The organism is Treponema primitia ZAS-2 (assembly GCF_000214375.1).
GTDB lineage: Bacteria > Spirochaetota > Spirochaetia > Treponematales > Breznakiellaceae > Termitinema > Termitinema primitia.
Map to the genome: position 1 here is coordinate 4,012,825 of NC_015578.1, position 16,683 is coordinate 4,029,507.

21 protein-coding genes are annotated in these 16,683 nt (G+C 45.8%); 7 read left to right on the top strand and 14 right to left on the bottom strand.

Annotation, left to right across the window (positions count from 1 at the left end):
- Positions 1-63: 63 nt before the first annotated feature.
- From TREPR_RS17450 to vapB, 8 genes are all read right to left on the bottom strand, one after another.
- Positions 64-1,146, bottom strand: a complete 1,083-nt coding sequence (locus tag TREPR_RS17450; RefSeq protein WP_015709671.1) for an acyltransferase family protein — start codon at positions 1,144-1,146, stop codon at positions 64-66.
- Entirely contained in the window at positions 1,143-2,213 is a 1,071-nt protein-coding gene (locus TREPR_RS17455; RefSeq protein ID WP_015709672.1) for an ATP-grasp domain-containing protein, read from the bottom strand. Before TREPR_RS17455 ends, TREPR_RS17450 begins: the two co-directional genes overlap by 4 nt.
- Before the next feature lie 57 nt (positions 2,214-2,270).
- The gene (locus TREPR_RS18030; RefSeq protein ID WP_052299752.1) at positions 2,271-2,534 is read right to left on the bottom strand and encodes a hypothetical protein; all 264 of its coding nucleotides are present in this window, start codon (positions 2,532-2,534) and stop codon (positions 2,271-2,273) included.
- Positions 2,535-2,613: 79 nt separating this feature from the next.
- Positions 2,614-2,871, bottom strand: a complete 258-nt coding sequence (locus tag TREPR_RS18035; protein WP_281054615.1) for a methyltransferase domain-containing protein — start codon at positions 2,869-2,871, stop codon at positions 2,614-2,616.
- Between the two features lie 265 nt (positions 2,872-3,136).
- Entirely contained in the window at positions 3,137-3,574 is a 438-nt protein-coding gene (locus TREPR_RS18295) for a sugar 3,4-ketoisomerase (RefSeq protein WP_015709673.1), read from the bottom strand.
- Positions 3,571-3,969 carry a sugar 3,4-ketoisomerase gene (locus TREPR_RS17465; protein WP_015709674.1) on the bottom strand — a complete coding sequence of 133 codons (399 nt, stop codon included), beginning with the start codon at positions 3,967-3,969 and terminating at the stop codon, positions 3,571-3,573. The genes TREPR_RS18295 and TREPR_RS17465 overlap by 4 nt, the downstream gene beginning before the upstream one ends.
- 422 nt (positions 3,970-4,391) lie before the next feature.
- Positions 4,392-4,787: a type II toxin-antitoxin system tRNA(fMet)-specific endonuclease VapC gene (gene vapC, locus TREPR_RS17470; RefSeq protein WP_041611291.1), complete on the bottom strand. Its 396-nt coding sequence runs from the start codon at positions 4,785-4,787 to the stop codon at positions 4,392-4,394.
- Between the two features lie 4 nt (positions 4,788-4,791).
- Entirely contained in the window at positions 4,792-5,010 is a 219-nt protein-coding gene (vapB, locus tag TREPR_RS17475) for a type II toxin-antitoxin system antitoxin VapB (protein WP_245534759.1), read from the bottom strand.
- A gap of 208 nt (positions 5,011-5,218) precedes the next feature.
- On the opposite strand from vapB, the gene TREPR_RS17480 reads away from it, so the two are divergent.
- Both TREPR_RS17480 and TREPR_RS17485 read left to right on the top strand, forming a co-directional pair.
- Complete coding sequence (locus TREPR_RS17480) at positions 5,219-5,809, top strand: type IV toxin-antitoxin system AbiEi family antitoxin domain-containing protein (RefSeq protein WP_041611292.1); 591 nt, start codon at positions 5,219-5,221, stop codon at positions 5,807-5,809.
- Complete coding sequence (locus TREPR_RS17485; protein ID WP_015706267.1) at positions 5,806-6,684, top strand: nucleotidyl transferase AbiEii/AbiGii toxin family protein; 879 nt, start codon at positions 5,806-5,808, stop codon at positions 6,682-6,684. The genes TREPR_RS17480 and TREPR_RS17485 overlap by 4 nt, the downstream gene beginning before the upstream one ends.
- A 47-nt stretch (positions 6,685-6,731) precedes the next feature.
- On the opposite strand, the gene TREPR_RS17490 is transcribed toward TREPR_RS17485, so the two are convergent.
- The 6 genes from TREPR_RS17490 to TREPR_RS17515 all read right to left on the bottom strand — a co-directional run bounded on the left by TREPR_RS17490 (position 6,732) and on the right by TREPR_RS17515 (position 9,954).
- Positions 6,732-7,133 carry a type II toxin-antitoxin system VapC family toxin gene (locus tag TREPR_RS17490; RefSeq protein WP_015706266.1) on the bottom strand — a complete coding sequence of 134 codons (402 nt, stop codon included), beginning with the start codon at positions 7,131-7,133 and terminating at the stop codon, positions 6,732-6,734.
- Positions 7,130-7,369 (bottom strand): type II toxin-antitoxin system Phd/YefM family antitoxin, encoded by a 240-nt coding sequence (locus tag TREPR_RS17495; RefSeq protein WP_041610946.1) that lies wholly within the window; start codon positions 7,367-7,369, stop codon positions 7,130-7,132. The genes TREPR_RS17490 and TREPR_RS17495 overlap by 4 nt, the downstream gene beginning before the upstream one ends.
- A 154-nt stretch (positions 7,370-7,523) precedes the next feature.
- The gene (locus tag TREPR_RS17500; RefSeq protein WP_015709677.1) at positions 7,524-8,735 is read right to left on the bottom strand and encodes an ATP-binding protein; all 1,212 of its coding nucleotides are present in this window, start codon (positions 8,733-8,735) and stop codon (positions 7,524-7,526) included.
- Positions 8,736-8,811: 76 nt separating this feature from the next.
- Complete coding sequence (locus TREPR_RS17505; protein ID WP_015709678.1) at positions 8,812-9,264, bottom strand: hypothetical protein; 453 nt, start codon at positions 9,262-9,264, stop codon at positions 8,812-8,814.
- Positions 9,257-9,544, bottom strand: coding sequence for a nucleotidyltransferase domain-containing protein (locus TREPR_RS17510; protein ID WP_015709679.1), 288 nt, complete (start codon positions 9,542-9,544; stop codon positions 9,257-9,259). Before TREPR_RS17510 ends, TREPR_RS17505 begins: the two co-directional genes overlap by 8 nt.
- Complete coding sequence (locus TREPR_RS17515) at positions 9,541-9,954, bottom strand: VanZ family protein (protein WP_015709680.1); 414 nt, start codon at positions 9,952-9,954, stop codon at positions 9,541-9,543. Before TREPR_RS17515 ends, TREPR_RS17510 begins: the two co-directional genes overlap by 4 nt.
- 342 nt (positions 9,955-10,296) lie before the next feature.
- Here TREPR_RS17515 and TREPR_RS17520 point away from each other — a divergent pair, with 342 nt between their 5' ends.
- The 5 genes from TREPR_RS17520 to rsxC all read left to right on the top strand — a co-directional run bounded on the left by TREPR_RS17520 (position 10,297) and on the right by rsxC (position 16,672).
- Positions 10,297-11,094 carry an undecaprenyl-diphosphate phosphatase gene (locus tag TREPR_RS17520; protein ID WP_015709681.1) on the top strand — a complete coding sequence of 266 codons (798 nt, stop codon included), beginning with the start codon at positions 10,297-10,299 and terminating at the stop codon, positions 11,092-11,094.
- 117 nt (positions 11,095-11,211) lie between these two features.
- Complete coding sequence (locus TREPR_RS17525; RefSeq protein ID WP_015709682.1) at positions 11,212-11,895, top strand: nucleotide exchange factor GrpE; 684 nt, start codon at positions 11,212-11,214, stop codon at positions 11,893-11,895.
- A gap of 41 nt (positions 11,896-11,936) precedes the next feature.
- Positions 11,937-13,880: a molecular chaperone DnaK gene (dnaK, locus tag TREPR_RS17530; protein ID WP_015709683.1), complete on the top strand. Its 1,944-nt coding sequence runs from the start codon at positions 11,937-11,939 to the stop codon at positions 13,878-13,880.
- Positions 13,881-13,937: 57 nt separating this feature from the next.
- The gene (gene dnaJ, locus TREPR_RS17535) at positions 13,938-15,062 is read left to right on the top strand and encodes a molecular chaperone DnaJ (protein WP_015709684.1); all 1,125 of its coding nucleotides are present in this window, start codon (positions 13,938-13,940) and stop codon (positions 15,060-15,062) included.
- A 206-nt stretch (positions 15,063-15,268) separates the two neighbouring features.
- Entirely contained in the window at positions 15,269-16,672 is a 1,404-nt protein-coding gene (gene rsxC / locus TREPR_RS17540) for an electron transport complex subunit RsxC (RefSeq protein WP_015709685.1), read from the top strand.
- Positions 16,673-16,683: the final 11 nt, after the last annotated feature.

Sequence of the window (16,683 nt, forward strand, 5' to 3'; positions counted from 1 at the left end):
TTTGCCCTTCACCATTCATCAACTGTGGTTTTATATCAATGCCTTAATTACAAAAGTCGTCTTTTATAGGTACTTTAATTTTCTATCCCCCGTTAATATAGGAAAATGTTTTTGAATAATTATTATTGGGATTATAGTTAATAACACATTTACTACTGATACTATCATTATAATCATCAAATTTACTTCGATACCAATTATGTTTATAATTCTTAATAAATATCCGTTTAATAATTGATGGAATGCCAATATTATTACTGTTCCATTTGATAATATTGTTATTATTTTGCTACAATTACAATATAACTGTGATAAGTTTATTGTCGATATTATTCCTACTATTCCAAATGTATAAAATAATAACCCATCTTTTCCATATTGAAAATTATTAATATCTACTCTCCCATTATAATTTACGCCTAATATTATTAGCATATAACCCAATATTGCAATTAGAATTTTGATTAATACCTTCAACTTATTTGCGTTTAAGTTATTTGTTTTTATTAAGTTTTTCATTCGTGAAATATTCCCAATGGCATAAAATGGAAATGCTAAAATCGCACAATCAATAGATAGTATCAAGCGTTTACTTAGCAATATAAGCATGAATATAATAATAACATCTATCCCCATCCCCATTATATAATACTCAATCCTTTCCTTGACAATCATAAAAATTATTTTGTGAATTATTTTTACAAAAAATAGACCCCACAGAAACCATAATGGAGGAATAAGCATAATTGAATATGGTGTATTACTGCCTATCCCTAATAACATTCCTATAATAGGTTTGCCTAGTGCTGATATAATTGATTCATCTACATATAATTCCTGATGACGTAAAAACACAGCTACAAACCAATATGTATAATATAGACTGTATAACAATATATAGGGAATTATTAATACTTTTATTCCCTGTATTATCGTTTCTTTGAAATTCCTATTGTTTTTTTCTAAATAGCCAGATATAAAAAAAAATAATGGCATATGAAATGCCAAAATAAAATTATACATAGTTTCTGGAATCACCGTGTGTCCAAAAACCACCAACCATATTCCAAATGTTTTTGCGAAGTCAATCCATAATATTCGGGGAGGTTGTTGTGAGGGGGCAACAAGTCCCTTAACGATATTCAAAATGTGATAACCTCTTGTTTAATTTCTTTTCTGGTCATTAATCGGGGCTTTGAATCCATACCCCGCAACCACAAAAGACCGTCTTTTAAAGGATTTATTTTCTTATTCAGCTTAGGGTACTCATTATATAACGCCAAATCTTTAAATAATACCGGCATATTCAAGCCAGCCTGGGTAAAAAAAAGAATTGTTGTAAAAAATCGAGATATATTAATCTCAGTCGGATTTGGAATACCATCTTTATTATAGGTCAAATCAACACCAAAAATACCATGGGGTTTATCGGAAACCGCCTTTATTGATTTAATGGCTATTTCATCAACTAAGATGTCAGAACAGGTTTCACCTACCTTCGTAACACCGGTAATTCCAGAAGCGCTTCGGTTTCCATGTACCCATCCAGTCCTTTTCCTGGTTTGAGCCACAACCAACTCACCTTCATACCATATAGATAACCAGGTTATGGTATCAGCGGTTAACATTTCGGCCGCAACAAAATCACCCCAACCATTATTTCGATTTATCCAGCCCCGCGCTAATTCAAAATCATTGGTCGGAATTGAACCTTTACCACCGCCGCCTATAGAGGCGGATCTGAGCCAAATATTTCCATCTTTATCGGATAATTTTTTAAAAGCCTTTTGCAGGTCATTCTCATTTTGTATCATTAAATTTTCAGGAACTGTAATTCCAGCCGATTTGAATCGCAAATACGATTTATATTTATGGACACAAATGTCGATAACATCATGTTCAGGCATAAATGTTTTTACACCTAATTCATGGATATAATTTCTTAAAAAAGAAGCGTGATATATTTCTAGATCATTTTGAAAATGTATAAAATCCGGCTTCTCTTTTTTTATTATTTTTATTAAAACATCTTTGTAATCAGGTGAATTCGCATAAGGTATATAATATTTTCTCTGTGCATTTGATAAAACCAAATCTGTCGGTTCAGAACCTATTCCAATAATTGTTTCCTTTTTTTCCGATAATAACAATGAATTGATAACACCTTCAGATGGCGCACCTCCGGCACCACCGATTAATATTTTTTTTAACATAATTTTGCCTTCTTAAAAAGAAAGATAAAATTTAGCAATTCCACCATCATTAAGTATTCACGATTTTGCAATAATACAGATTTCACCTACAATATCAGGCATTTTCTCTCCAAGATAAAAAAATGCATCTATCATTTGATTAGTATAATATGTTTCTATTTGCATATCAGAGAATGGTTTCAACCAATATCCTCCAGTAACAACCTCATCAAGCCCTGCTTTTATAAAGCATCCCGAAAAAGAATCTATTCCAAATATTCTTCTGTGTCCATGTCGTTTATCTTTTTCGCCAAAATCATCTAGCCTTGATAGAAGGCCCATTTGTACTGCTGTTTGCCGATGTAAGCTGTTTTTATTAGGAACTGCAGCTAATATTACCCCTCGCCCCGTCTTTCTTTAGTCATTTTTTGCATGAACTCAGAATAGAAACCGGATCTAAAATATGCTCAAGAACATGTCCTAATATAATATTATCATATTTTTCACTTACAGATGAATTAAATTCTTCAAATATGAAAGTTGCAGCGTTAATACCTGGATATCTATTTTTAATCTGATCGGTAAATATTGAACTCCCATCAACAACTGTATACCCGTCTGGGCGTATAGGATACAATTTATCTGTCATTATTCCTTCAGCAGGCCCTAGCTCAAGTATGTTTCCTGGCCTAAGATATCACAGGAATATTTTACAACAATATTCTTGCGTGATTTTGCTTATTCCATGTGAATAAATGGAATTCTTAGCTATTTTTTCCAATCTTTCTTTTTCTTCCATAAATGCTCCTCGGAAACTACAAGCGTCCTATATATTCGTTTTTCCAAACTGAATATTCTTGATATTCCCTTATATAATCATTCCAATGCCATCGCAACTGTCGCAACTATATAAAATTGTACTATTCTCTGAATATGGAGATTCACTATATTTTTTTTAAATTTAAATTGGCCCGCCATTTTAAAAAACTTTCATAATCGCGGAGATAATCCATCTCATCATAAGCGTGAGAAGCCAGCACAAGGCAAACAGAACCAGATGAAAAGCTATCTAACTCCCGCCAGATACCGGGAACTACTAATAAACCTTGATATGACCGATTTAGGGTGAATACTCGTTTAATATTACCGTCATTTAAGATGACATCAAAACTACCTGATGCCGCGACAATCAATTGTCTTAACTCTTTGTGGGCATGCCCCCCACGGGATTCTCCTCCAGGGATATCATATAAATAATAAATCCGTTGTACATTAAAAGGAACTTCTTTTTCATTTTCAACTACTGTCAAATTCCCTTTTTCGCGGTGATTTATTGGTAGTTCTATTATAGAACAATCATATACGGTAGTTATATTCGTCATTTTCTTAACGACAAAAATTCAGTATAATTAAGAATATAATCATTTTTATTATATTCCACATTCGACACTATCAATGCTAAAGAATTAGTTGAAAAATTGTTTATTTCTCTCCAGTATAATTTAGGGACGTACAAACCATAATACGATCTGTTTAAATTATATGTATTTTTTTCTTTTCCATCATCAATGATTACATCAAAACTGCCGGATAGAGCTATGATAAATTCCTCATTTTTTTTATATGCATGTCCGCCACGGAATTCCCCACCGGGCACATCATAAATCCAATACGTCCGTTTTATCCTAAAAGGGATCTGATTGTCATTTTCAAAAAAAGAAAGGTTTCCTCGTTTGTCTAATATTTTAGGAAGATCAATGATTTGAGGTTTTTGCATATTTAAACTATTACTTGTAAAAAAATAATTTATATCGTTATCTAGATGATTGTTTCCGATATAATAGGATAACTACATTTTTTAAAAATTGTTTAACACTCATAAACATTTATTTTTTAATAAGATAGACTAAATATCCTGGCAGAATGCAGAACCATGCAAAAAACCGTTTATGTCCTTTGTTCAGTTTTTTTATTGAAAGAACTATTTTTTGTTTCGTTTCAAATGAAAATCGAATAAAATTGAGATAATTTTTTACTATTTCAGGAAAATATAAATGCATTTTTTATGGTATTTATTTATTACTTCCTCAAGATAGAATACCTGACCAGTGGAATGCAATCCTTTTTCATGTGTTGATGCGTGGTAGTTTCCATCATTTACAGACCTTTTTCGGTAAAGGCCTTTGCCTTGTATGCGGTTTATACCCAATTCTCTAATTTAAGTTTTCTAATTCTCTGAAATTCCTGCACATTATTTGTTACAAAAATATAATCCCGGCTTAAAGCCTGGGAAGCAAGCTGCATGTCATAAGGGCCTATAACTTCTCCATTCCGTTCCAACTCGGCCAGTATTATCCCGTAAATCTCTGCATCCTTAAGATCAAAAGGAATTATTTCAAATGATGTCAAAAAATCCCGTAAGGCATTTCTGTTTTTTTCGGGATAGGCGCTTTTGGCAGCCCCATATTCCATTTCAGCTATTGATACAGCCGATATTTTTATCTCTGCAGGTTCATGCAGACTAATTTTCTCTATGATCTTTTGCGGCCGTTTATTAATTATATAAATGCAAATATTAGTATCTAATAAATACACGATACTAAAAACGCTTCTGCATCGGAGGTTGATTTCTCCCATCAAAAAGAAAATCATCTGAAAATTCAGTTAGGCTTTTCTTAAATAATTCCCATGGATCATTTTTCGGGAAAAGGACTATTGTATTGCCAATTTTATTGATACATAGCTCATCTTCATCAACTTGATATTCCTTGGGAATACGTATTGCCTGGCTATTTCCGCTTTTAAAAACCTTCGTCATTTGCATTGTACCACCGCCTGTATTATTTAGTATATACAGGTGTGTATACAAAGTCAAGGGCCGCAGCTTGGCCAATTTCTTTAGGTTTCTCGATATATCGAGGATTTTCTCGTGATTGCTTGAATATTCTCGATATATCGAAATTTTGTGTTTTTATCCCTTGTTTATCTCCAGAAAGTATCGTATATTTGTACTTACCGGAGATACAATGATTAAGACCCATTTGATGGTTATGGATGAACTCGCAGGCTATGCTTCCCCCCAAGCGCGGCTTACCCGGCTTTTAAAGGCCGGCGCCCTGGTACAGTTGCGGAAAGGCCTCTTTGTGGACGATCCCGCAACTCCCCACCCGCCTATTGCCCCGCTGCTCTACGGACCTTCCTATATTTCCTTTCAGTACGCCCTGGCCGATGCAGGCCTTATCCCTGAACGGGTACGGGTGGTAACATCCGCAAGCTTCAATAAAAACAAGGACAAGGTGTTCCGCACTCCTCTGGGGGAATTCCGGTATTTCTATCTTCCCCCTACGGTGTATCCCTATGGCATTACCGTGCGGGAAGAGGCGGGATTACCCTATCTTATCGCTTCGCCGGAAAAGGCCCTCTGCGATATGGTCTATAAAAATCCGTCAATTACTTCCCTGAACGATATGGGGTCCCTGCTCCTAGAGGACTGGCGCATTGACCGCCAAGATCTCCGCAATCTGGATGGCGCCTTTATCCGCTGGATTGCTCCGCTCTACCGCAGAAAATCACTGCTGGCCCTGGCCGATTGGCTGGGCAAGGAAGTATACCAATGAACACCAAATCACCGGTACAAATAATGTTTGAGCAGTACCATTGTACTACTACCGAAGAACGCCGGGACGCCCTCAAGGAGATTATTCAGGAAATCACCCTGGCAGCCCTTGACCGCGCCCATTTTTTTACCCACGCTGCTTTCTATGGAGGAACGGCCCTCCGTATCTTTCACCAGCTCGACCGTTTTTCCGAAGATCTGGATTTCAGTCTTATGGAACCGGACTCATCCTTTGACTTAGGTCTCTATCTGAACGCTGTCTGGGACGAGCTGGGATCATACGGTTTTGACATGACCGTAGAAACGAAAGAAAAGGTGACTGACACCGCCGTTCAGTCAGCCTTTATTAAAGGGGGAACCCTGCTTCATCTTTTAAAGATAGGTTCCATCACCCCGCCGGTTCCCGGTGTTCCCCCAAATGAACTGATTAAGGTCAAATTTGAAGTTGATACGAACCCCTACCCGGGCGCTGGCTACGAAGTCAAATATGGCCTTATGCCGATCCCCTATTCGGTCCGGCTCTTTGACCTTCCATCGCTTTTCGCGGGCAAACTTCACGCGCTCCTGTACCGCTCCTGGAAATCCCGCGCCAAGGGCCGTGATTTTTACGACTACCTCTGGTACCTTTCAAAGGGCATCCCGGTCAATCGCCGGTACTTAGAAGCCGGCATACGCCAGGGCGGGCACTGGGCCGGGCCGGAGCCTCTCGCCCTAAAAGATATACTCCGCTTGCTAACAGACCGCTTTTCATCGGTTGATTATAAGCAGATAAAAAACGATGTGCTCCCTTTTATCAGGGACACCCGCCCACTGGACTTATGGAGCAAGGATTTTTTCATTTCCCTTTCACAAGAAAAGCTGCGCATCACCCCTTGAGCAACCTTTCCACGATATAGATACTTTCTGCATAAGTCAGAACGATTCTACCAAATATATTTTAATCCATCTTTTTTATATAATTCATTCTTGGTATCGCGGCTTACAAATATATAGTTATTGCGTATGCATTGATAAATCAGCATCCGGTCGAATGGATCCTTATGTTTTTCTTTTTGCGCTAAGGCAAAGCTTTCCAATGCTTCCACAGGATTTAACGGTATCAGTTCAAAGCCCATCTTTTTGCAATAATAGGGAATATCTTTTATATCAAAAGAGCTAAGAACTAATTTCCCAATGCTCTGTTTTAATGCCAGTTCCCATAATGATACGGCGCTTACTAAAATATCATTATTAGTATCTTCCAGTTCCTGTATAACTTTTTTTGATAACTCATCGCTTTTCCCTATAGACCATAGGAGCGTATGGGAATCCAGCAGTAATTTCATTTTACAGCGAGCAATTCTTCTACGGTCATTTCAAAATCGGGCATAAATTTCACGGTCATCTTTCCGTCCAAAATTCCTATTTTCCTCTTTTTAACTTTTTCTTCAACGTACGGGACAATCATAGCGACCGGTTTTTTGGCCCTGCCGTATAAAATCCCCACCGTGCTTCCCTGCCTCACTTCTTCAAGGACCTCTGAAAAGTGCGTTTTAACTTCCCCAACCGGCATTGCTTTCATATGTTTAGTATCGCTCTATTTTGTCAACTTGTCAAGTATATGGTATGTCGCTTTCTCTGAGCAGTCTCAGGCCTTGCTGCAACGGTGATCCCACTCACCATAATAGCTATTTCTGTCTAGTTAAAAAGCCGGCGTCCCGGCCTGTACCAGGGCTTTACCCCGCAAATTCCCACGCCGGAATTACCCTGATTGTCTTCCCGTCCTTGACGATAAGGTCCCGGGTGTCCCGGGTAACAATCACCCCTTCCTTCAGTTCAAAAAAATCCAGGGCTGTGCAAAGCCCCTTTATTTCCCGGTCCTCATTATCAGCATGCAGTTCATAGCATACCTGAAAACACTGGCGTTCTTTCTTTTTGCCCTGGGGAGCAACAACAAAATCACATTCCCCGGCGTCATCTGCAAAGTAATAAATTTCCTTATAACTAAGCCGCAGCTGATTAAAAACAAAGTTCTCAAGCAGGGCGCCGGAATTCTCCATCCCGGAAACCGAGCCGGTCCGGATTATCCCGGTGTCCGCGATATACAGCTTCTTGGGGGCCAGGCTCCGGGCTTTTACGGACCACGCAAATCGCGGCACCAGAGCCAAGAGGTAAGATGCCTCTAAATAGGAAAAATATTCCAGTATGGTTGAAGGCGACTTAACGCCCGCAACATGGATCAGCTTGCTGGGCGAGACCAGCTGCGCGGCATTCGATACCAGGTATATATAAAGCTGCCTGAGGGAAGCACTGTCCCGCAGCCCGTACCGTACCGCAATATCCCGGTAGAGGATATCCGTTTGCAGCTGCTCCAAAATCTCCCGGTTCCCCGTCTTGAGATATTCGGGGAATCCTCCGGACCCCAGGTAGTGGTCCAGGCTCACCGCGCCGGGGTCTTTCCCGGTAAAGCGCAGGAACTCCCGGTATGAAAAAGGAAACAGTTCCCGGGAAAGGTGCCGCCCGGTTAATTTGCTTCCCAGTTCCCGGCTCAGAAGGGATGCATTGGATCCCGTCAGGATAACCTGAAACCCTTCATCCAGTTTCTGCCGGACATACAGTTCCCAACGGGGCGCCGCCTGGACTTCGTCAAAAAAAAGAAGCCCCGGCAACGATTCCGCCATCAGCGTATCAAGGAGCCGGTAATCGGCGGTGGTAAAATCCGCCAGCCGGAGATCCTCAAAGGTCAAATAAAACGAATCCCGCCCCAAAGACCGGACAAACTGGTGGAGCAGGGTGCTTTTCCCGCAGCGCCTGATGCCGCTCACAATAAGGGCATGGGTTTTCGTGTCCGGCAGGTCCGGCAATATATCCCGTTCTAGCCCGGTATCCCGTGCCCCGGCAGCCTCTTTTTGAGACCGGCCAATCTCCCGTAAATCGGACAACTTCATAGGATAAGTATAACCGAAAACAGGATATTATTCCAGTACTAATGGAATATATGATTTGTTAGTATTGGAATATCAGTTAGCTGGTCCTGGTGTACCGTTCACAATACTGTAAAAAGCGCTCGGCAATCGAAAACACCCTAGGCGTTGCTTCCAAAACCGCCGCAAACAGGTCTTTTAAATCATTTGGCTCGTATTCGTGGGTTATCTCATTTCTAAGATCTTTGAGTTCCCGCAGAGCCGAAACTGAATCAATAATCCCCCGTTTTTCTGCCCGGTTGGCGGCGTCTATTATACTGCCGCTATCTGTTAATTCAACTGTATCCAGGCTTCTAAACAGCTTGCTTATAAGAAGATCCGTTGTCCTTGCGTAACGGGAAGTAAGGTTTTCAAACTGATCGTATTCATCGTCAGTATATTCGTCTTTAATAGTCAGAACGGTACAGCGTTCAAAGGAACGGCGCAGCCAGGTTAAACTTGAATTAAGATTCCCCAGATCCCTTTGCAGGTTCTCTAAAGCTAAATCACCCATCCAGCCGTATTCCCTTCTCCACCGCTAGGCGGAAAAACGGCTCATCGCCCTTCGCAGAAACTACAATGTCGATTTTTTGCTCCCCCAGGGAATCCACAATGTTTCTGCGAATCTTCATTCGCCCGTTTATATCAATTTTCGGGGAAAGGACCGCGATGTCAATATCTCCGCCCTTCTTTGCATCATCTGCCCGGGAACCAAAAAGCCACACATGGGCATCATGGTCAATCTCCTGTACAGCCTCGGTCAGGACTTTCCGTTCAGCTTCGGTTATTCTCATGGCGTCACCGGTTGATTTTCTTCGGCCTTGCTTTTCCTGAACAAACACCGGCAGACAGGCAGTGCTGCAGCGGCGCCTAAAAAAGAGCCGATGGTATCTGCAACCCAGTCCCAGACATTGCAGTCCCGGCCGGGGACAAAATACTGGTGGATCTCATCACTTATTCCATATAAAGAACTGATGAAGGTGGCTAACAACAGGGTCCTCAGCCGGTGAGATTGCCATTGTTCCCGGGGAAACCAGGGGACTATAGTCCCCGCCAAAACCAGGTAGGCTATCAAATGCTGGAGTTTGTCAAAACCCAGGAGGCCCTTGGGGCTGGGGAGTATACTCTGGGATGAGAGAAAAAAAATCCCTCCTATTACAACAAAGGTGGGTATTTTGGGCAGTATTTTCTGGGTGATGTTCACTATCTTCCTTCCGGCGGAGTAAAACGGCTTTTGCTCATCCTATGAGCGCACCAGGACCACTGGCGTGGCTTGAAAAAGCCGTCAGTCCATACCTTACCCCTATAGAGAAACCCAGCCGCCGCCGAAACTGGCTTGCCGGATTTGCGGACGGAACGCGGCCGCTGTCTAAAACAACCATATCGTACTCATAAAAAAAATACAATACTCCACTTCAAAAGTTGTTCAAAAAATGAACAAACTTTTTCCGGCAAACCGGGGATTCCACTCCGGCTTGCACAGACCTGGATATATTATTATGGTAACTTAAACAGTGCACGGCTACCGTAAGCCGTGGAGGAATTTATGAACATTTTCGAAGCAATTATCCTGGGAGTGGTCCAGGGGCTTACTGAATTTTTGCCCGTAAGCAGCTCCGGCCATTTGGTACTTTTACAGAAGATCTTCGGCATTTCTGAACCAGTACTGCTTTTTGACACCATGGTCCATCTGGGGACCTTGGTTGCTGTTTTTATCGTACTTTGGGAGGATATTTGGTCTATTCTGCGCCGGATTGTCCAGCCCCTTACGGGTTTTCTTATCCTGGGGACCATTCCTACGGTTATTATCGCCCTGGTCTTTAAAGACACCATCGAAGGGGCCTTCCAATCGGCGGCCTTCCTGGGCTTTTCCTTCCTTTTCACCGCAGCGGCCCTCATGGGGTCAGAATTTCTGTCCCATCGGCCCGGAAAAGCACGGCCCCAAACTGCTATGGGCTGGTTTGATGCCTTGATTATCGGAATTTGCCAGGCAATTGCCATTATTCCCGGGGTTTCCCGGTCCGGGCTGACCCTTTCGGGGTCCCTGTCCCGTAAGCTAGACCGGGATTTTGCCGCCCGCTTCTCCTTTCTCCTGTCCATTCCGGCGATCCTGGGCGCCCTGGTATTGCAACTGAAGGGTGTCCTTGACGGGGAGCCCCTGGGCAGCATCGGGATAGCGCCCATCATTGCCGGGACCCTGTCCGCCGGGGTGGTGGGCTTCTTTGCGATAAAATTCATGCTGCGGATCGTGAAAACCCGCTCCCTCCGGGGCTTTGCCCTCTATGTAGCCATCCTCGGCGTCCTGGTCCTGGGAGATCAATATGCATTTCACTTCTTTTTTTAATCTTTTACTTGACCTTTGCATGGTCCTATAAGTATTTTTTCATTATATAAGCAAAAACTATAAAAAGGCTTTCTAATCCCAAGGACTAGGGGGCTTTAAAAAGTACAGGAAGTTTTCATGCCCAAAAATGCATCTCACGAGAAGGACCAGGAAGAAACCTCAGAAAATACCGTGAACGGCGTTTCTGGCGTGGAAAACCCGGGTGGAGAGCCCGGGGCCACCGATTCTGTGGGGCCGGAACCCACAACTGCCGGGACAGAGGCGGCTGGCGGCGATCCTGCTATCGAGGGCAGCCAGGCCCCGGAACTGACGGCGGAGGAGCAGATTGCAGCCCTGGAGGAACAGCTCCGGGAGGTAAAGGACCAATATCTGCGGAAGGCAGCGGATTTTGAGAATTTCCGCAAGCGGATGAACCGGGAAAAGCAGGAGGCTATCGACTTTGCGAACCAGAGCCTGCTCCTGGACCTTATCCTTATCATCGATGATTTTGAGCGGGCTATTAAATCCGTGGAAAGCCTGAGTTCCGCTTCGAAAGAATTTGACAGTTTCTATGAGGGCATCAACATGATTGAAAAGCGCCTTACCTCCCAGTTGGAAAACAAATGGGGGCTTAAGCGCTTTGACTCTGCCGGGGAAGCCTTTGATCCGAACCGGCATGAAGCCCTTATGATGGAAAAATCCCCCGAAATTGCCGAACCGGTAGTCAAGGAGGAGTTTCTCAAGGGGTATACCCTTAAGGACCGGGTTGTCCGAAGCGCCAAGGTTAAGGTTTTGATGCCCGGAGAAGCCACAGAGCAATAGATTTTAGTATATTATAGTATATAGAAAGGAGCCGATGTAAAATGGGCAAAATTATTGGTATTGACTTGGGAACCACAAACTCGTGCGTAGCTGTCCTTGAGGGCGGCGAACCGGTGGTTATCCAAAATTCTGAAGGGGGACGGACTACTCCCTCCATCGTGGGTTTTACCAGCAAGGGTGAGCGGGTTGTAGGTCCGCCTGCAAAAAATCAGATGATCACCAACCCCGAAAACACGATCTATTCCATTAAAAGGTTTATGGGCCGCCGGTTTTCCGAAACCACGGATGAACGGAAACTGGTTCCCTATAAAGTAGTGGAACAGGGTGATGATGTTCGGGTGGACATTGACGGAAAAATGTATTCCCCCCAGGAAATTTCCGCCTTCGTCCTTCAGAAGATGAAGAAGACCGCCGAGGACTATCTGGGCGAGGCGGTTACCGAGGCGGTTATCACCGTCCCGGCCTACTTTAACGACGCCCAGCGCCAGGCCACCAAGGATGCGGGAAAGATCGCCGGCCTTGATGTTAAACGGATCATCAACGAACCCACTGCGGCCTCCCTGGCTTTCGGGTTCAACAAGGACCAAAAGAAAGAAAAAACCATCGCCGTCTACGACCTGGGGGGCGGCACCTTCGACGTTTCCATCCTGGAACTGGGGGAAGGGGTCTTTGAGGTAAAGTCTACCAACGGCGATACCCACTTAGGGGGGGACGATTTTGACCGCCGTATCATGGAGTGGCTTATCACCGAATTCAAACAGGATGCGGGGATCGATCTTTCCAAGGACCGCATGGCTTTACAGCGGCTTCGGGAAGCATCGGAAAAGGCCAAAATAGAACTTTCCGCCATGCAGACCACCGAGATAAACCTTCCCTTTATCACTGCTGACCAGAATGGTCCCAAACACCTTCAGAAATCCCTGACCAGGGCAAAGTTTGAGCAGATGGTATCAGACCTGCTGGAACGGTCCAAGGAGCCCTGTAAGAAAGCCCTGATCGATGCAGGGCTCAACGCGGATCAGATCGATGAGGTTATCCTGGTAGGCGGTTCCACCCGTATTCCCGCGGTTCAGCAGATTGTCAAAGACCTTTTCAAAAAGGATCCCAATAAGGGGGTCAACCCCGACGAAGCGGTGGCTATTGGCGCCGCCATCCAGGGCGGTATCCTGGGCGGGGATGTGAAGGACGTGCTGCTCCTGGATGTAACTCCCCTCTCTCTGGGTATCGAAACCCTGGGCGGGGTTATGACCAAGCTCATCCCCAGGAACACCACCATCCCCACACGGAAGAGCCAGATCTTTTCCACCGCCGCGGATGGTCAGAACGCGGTTTCCATCAACGTGCTCCAGGGTGAGCGGGAAATGGCTAACCAGAACCGCACCCTGGGCCGCTTTGACCTGGTAGGTCTGCCCCCGGCGCCCCGTGGGGTTCCCCAGATTGAAGTTGCCTTCGATATCGATGCCAACGGCATAGTCCACGTCTCCGCCAAGGACCTGGGCACCGGCAAGGAACAGAAGATCCGCATAGAAAGCTCCTCGGGGCTGAACGACCAGGACATTGAGCGTATGGTCAAGGAAGCGGAACTCCACGCCGAAGAAGATAAGAAGGAACGGGAGAAAGCGGAGGTCCGCAATGAAGCGGACACCATGATCTACAGTACTGAAAAGAACATCAAGGATCTTGGGGACAAGATAAGCGCTGAGGATAAGTCCAAGACCGAAGAGGCCATTGCGGACCTGCGCCGTGCCCTGGAGAGCGGAGAAATCCAGACCATCAAGGACAAGACTGAGGCGCTGAAGCAAGTGTCCTACAAGATCGCCGAGGAACTCTACAAACAGCAAGCTGCCCAACAGGGCGCAGCCGGTCCCGGACCGGGCGCGGGCCCCGAAGCAGGGGGTCCCGGCAGCAGCGGTGATTCTTCCGGCGGCAACAACACCAAGAGCGCCGAGGATGTAGACTACGAAGTTGTAGACGACAATAAGTAAACAACGGCCCCGCCCTTAAAGGCGGGGCACGTTAATTCTGTAAAAGGGTGATATAAATTGGCAAAGCGCGATTACTACGAAGTATTGGGAATACAAAAAGACGCCTCCAAGGATGATATAAAAAAGGCGTACCGCAAGCTTGCCATACAATACCACCCGGATAAAAACCCGGGGAACAAGGAAGCGGAAGAGAAGTTCAAGGAAGCCACCGAAGCCTACGAGATACTCTCGGACGACCAGAAGCGGCCCGCCTACGATCAGTTCGGCCATGCCGGGGTTGAAGGTATGGGCGGCGGTCAGGACTTTTCCCAGGCCTTCCGGGGATTTGAGGATATATTCTCCGGGGATTTAGGCGGCATCTTTGAGACCTTCTTTGGGGGCGGCGGGCGCCGGTCTTCCGGCGGGGGACAGGGCGGGGTCCGGCAGGGCGCCAACCTCCGCTACGATATCGAAATACCCTTTAAGGACGCCATATTCGGCAGCAAAGTTGAGATACAGTATTCCCGGAATGAAAGCTGCCCCACCTGCAAAGGTTCCGGTGCGGCCAACGGCGCAGGGAAAAAGGTCTGTCCCACCTGCCAGGGTTCCGGTCAGGTCCGCCATAGCCAGGGATTTTTCTCTGTGGCCAGTGCCTGTCCTTCCTGCGGAGGGGAGGGGTACATCATTGAACATCCCTGTAAGGACTGCGGCGGCACGGGAACCCAGAAAAAACGGCAAAAGATCATGGTCACCATCCCGGCGGGGGTGGAAAACGGCAGAAGGGTGGTTATACCCCGGCAGGGAGACGCCGGCCCGAACGGCGGGCCTCCGGGGGATCTCTACGTGTTTATCCGGGTTAAAGCCCACGAATACTTTGAACGCCAGGACGATGACCTCTACTGTGCGGTACCCATTTCCATAACCCAGGCCAGTCTGGGGGCGGACATACAGGTGCCAACTCTGGACGGAAAAACCATTAAAGTTAAAATTCCCCCGGGAATCCAAAACGGCAAACTCCTGCGTATCCGTGATGAAGGGGTTCCCAACGGGTCCCGCCGGGGTAACCTCTACATCAAGGTAATAGTCCAGATACCCGCAAAACTCTCCAAACGGGGACGGGAACTTATGGAAGAACTGGCCAAGGTTGAAGGAGAGGTGGATTCGCCAAAACCCATTTCCCTTTCCGAGCTGGCCGGGCAATGAGCCTCCGCTGTATCAACTAAATTATGCGACACAAATTGTTAATATAGTTTCTTATATATATATAATAATAAAACTTGACGGCTACTCAATTAAAGACTAATATGTCCTTACCCATATTTGATCATATGCTTTTACCTAATACAAACTCTAAATTTTTGTTCTAAACCTGCAATTTAGACAAATTTTTATTAAAGGAGAAGCCACTAATGGCGGTAAGCACATTTAAGAGAGGTCTGTTGCTTCCAACCCGGAAACATGCGACCGAGGGGACGCCCGTAGAACTGGCCCCCCTTCCCAAACAGGTGGTAATTCCCATTAACCAGCACTTCGGCGCGCCGAATAAGTGTCTGGTAAATGTAGGAGACCATGTCAGACGGGGACAGAAGATTGCCGATGCGGCGGCTCCGGGCCCAATGACTGTACCGGTCCACGCATCCATAAGCGGTGTAGTAAAGAAGATTGAGCCCCGGACTCAGTCCAATAACACCGAAGGGATCTGCGTAACTATTGAAGCGGATCCGGACGCAGCGGGTGGGGAAGAATTTCTCCCCCCCCTGGACCCCTTTACCTGTACCAAAGAGGAAGCCCTGGCCCGGATTCGGGAGGCGGGGATCACCGGTATGGGGGGCGCGGCCTTCCCCTGCCACGTAAAACTCAACCCGCCACCGAATAAGCCCATTGATTTTATCATTGCCGACGGCGCCGAGTGTGAGCCCTACCTTACCACAGATGAAGCGGTATTGACCGAAAAACCCAACATGCTGATCCTTGGCCTTACCATCGTCATGAAGATCACCGGGGTCAAAAAGGCCATCATCGGGATGGAGGACAACAAAGAAAAACTCATCCCCATGATAGAACGGGAAATCCGGCTGAATGAACAAGCCGCCTCGGTAGGTGAAATCAGCATAGGGCTCTGTAAGACCCGGTATCCCCAGGGTGGGGAGAAACTGCTCATCACCGCCCTGACCGGCCGGGAGGTTCCCTCCGGGGGGCTGCCCATGGATGCGGGCTGTATAGTCCAGAATGTAGGGACCCTGGTGGCTATAGCCGAAGCCTTTACCCTGGGCAAGCCCTTGGTGGACCGGGACCTGACCGTAAGCGGCGGCGCCTGTAAGATGCCCAAAAACATCCGGGCCCCCATCGGCACCCTGTTAACTGATCTGCCCCCGGTATTTATGGAAGTTGATTACGATAAACTCAAGAAAATTCTTTTCGGCGGCCCCATGATGGGCAACGCGGTACCGAACCTGAATATTCCCATACAGAAAAATACCTCCGGGATCATCCTCCTCACTGCTGCGGAAACCGTGGCGGAATTGGAAGGTCCCTGTATCCGCTGCGGACGTTGTATCAGAAACTGTTCGGCCAGGCTTTCCCCGGTCATCATGAACATGGCCCTGGAAGCGGGAGACCTGGACGAAGCGGTCGCCGCCGGGCTGATGGATTGTATTGAATGCGGCAGCTGCACCTTCATGTGTCCCGCCCGGATTAAGCTGGTCCAGCGTTTCCGGATCGGGAAACAGCGCCTGAGGATACGACAGCAAGCCCAACAGGCTGCTCAAGCGGCCAAGGCGGCGGCTGCACAGCCCGCCCCGGCAAAAACCTAAGGAGCATTGTA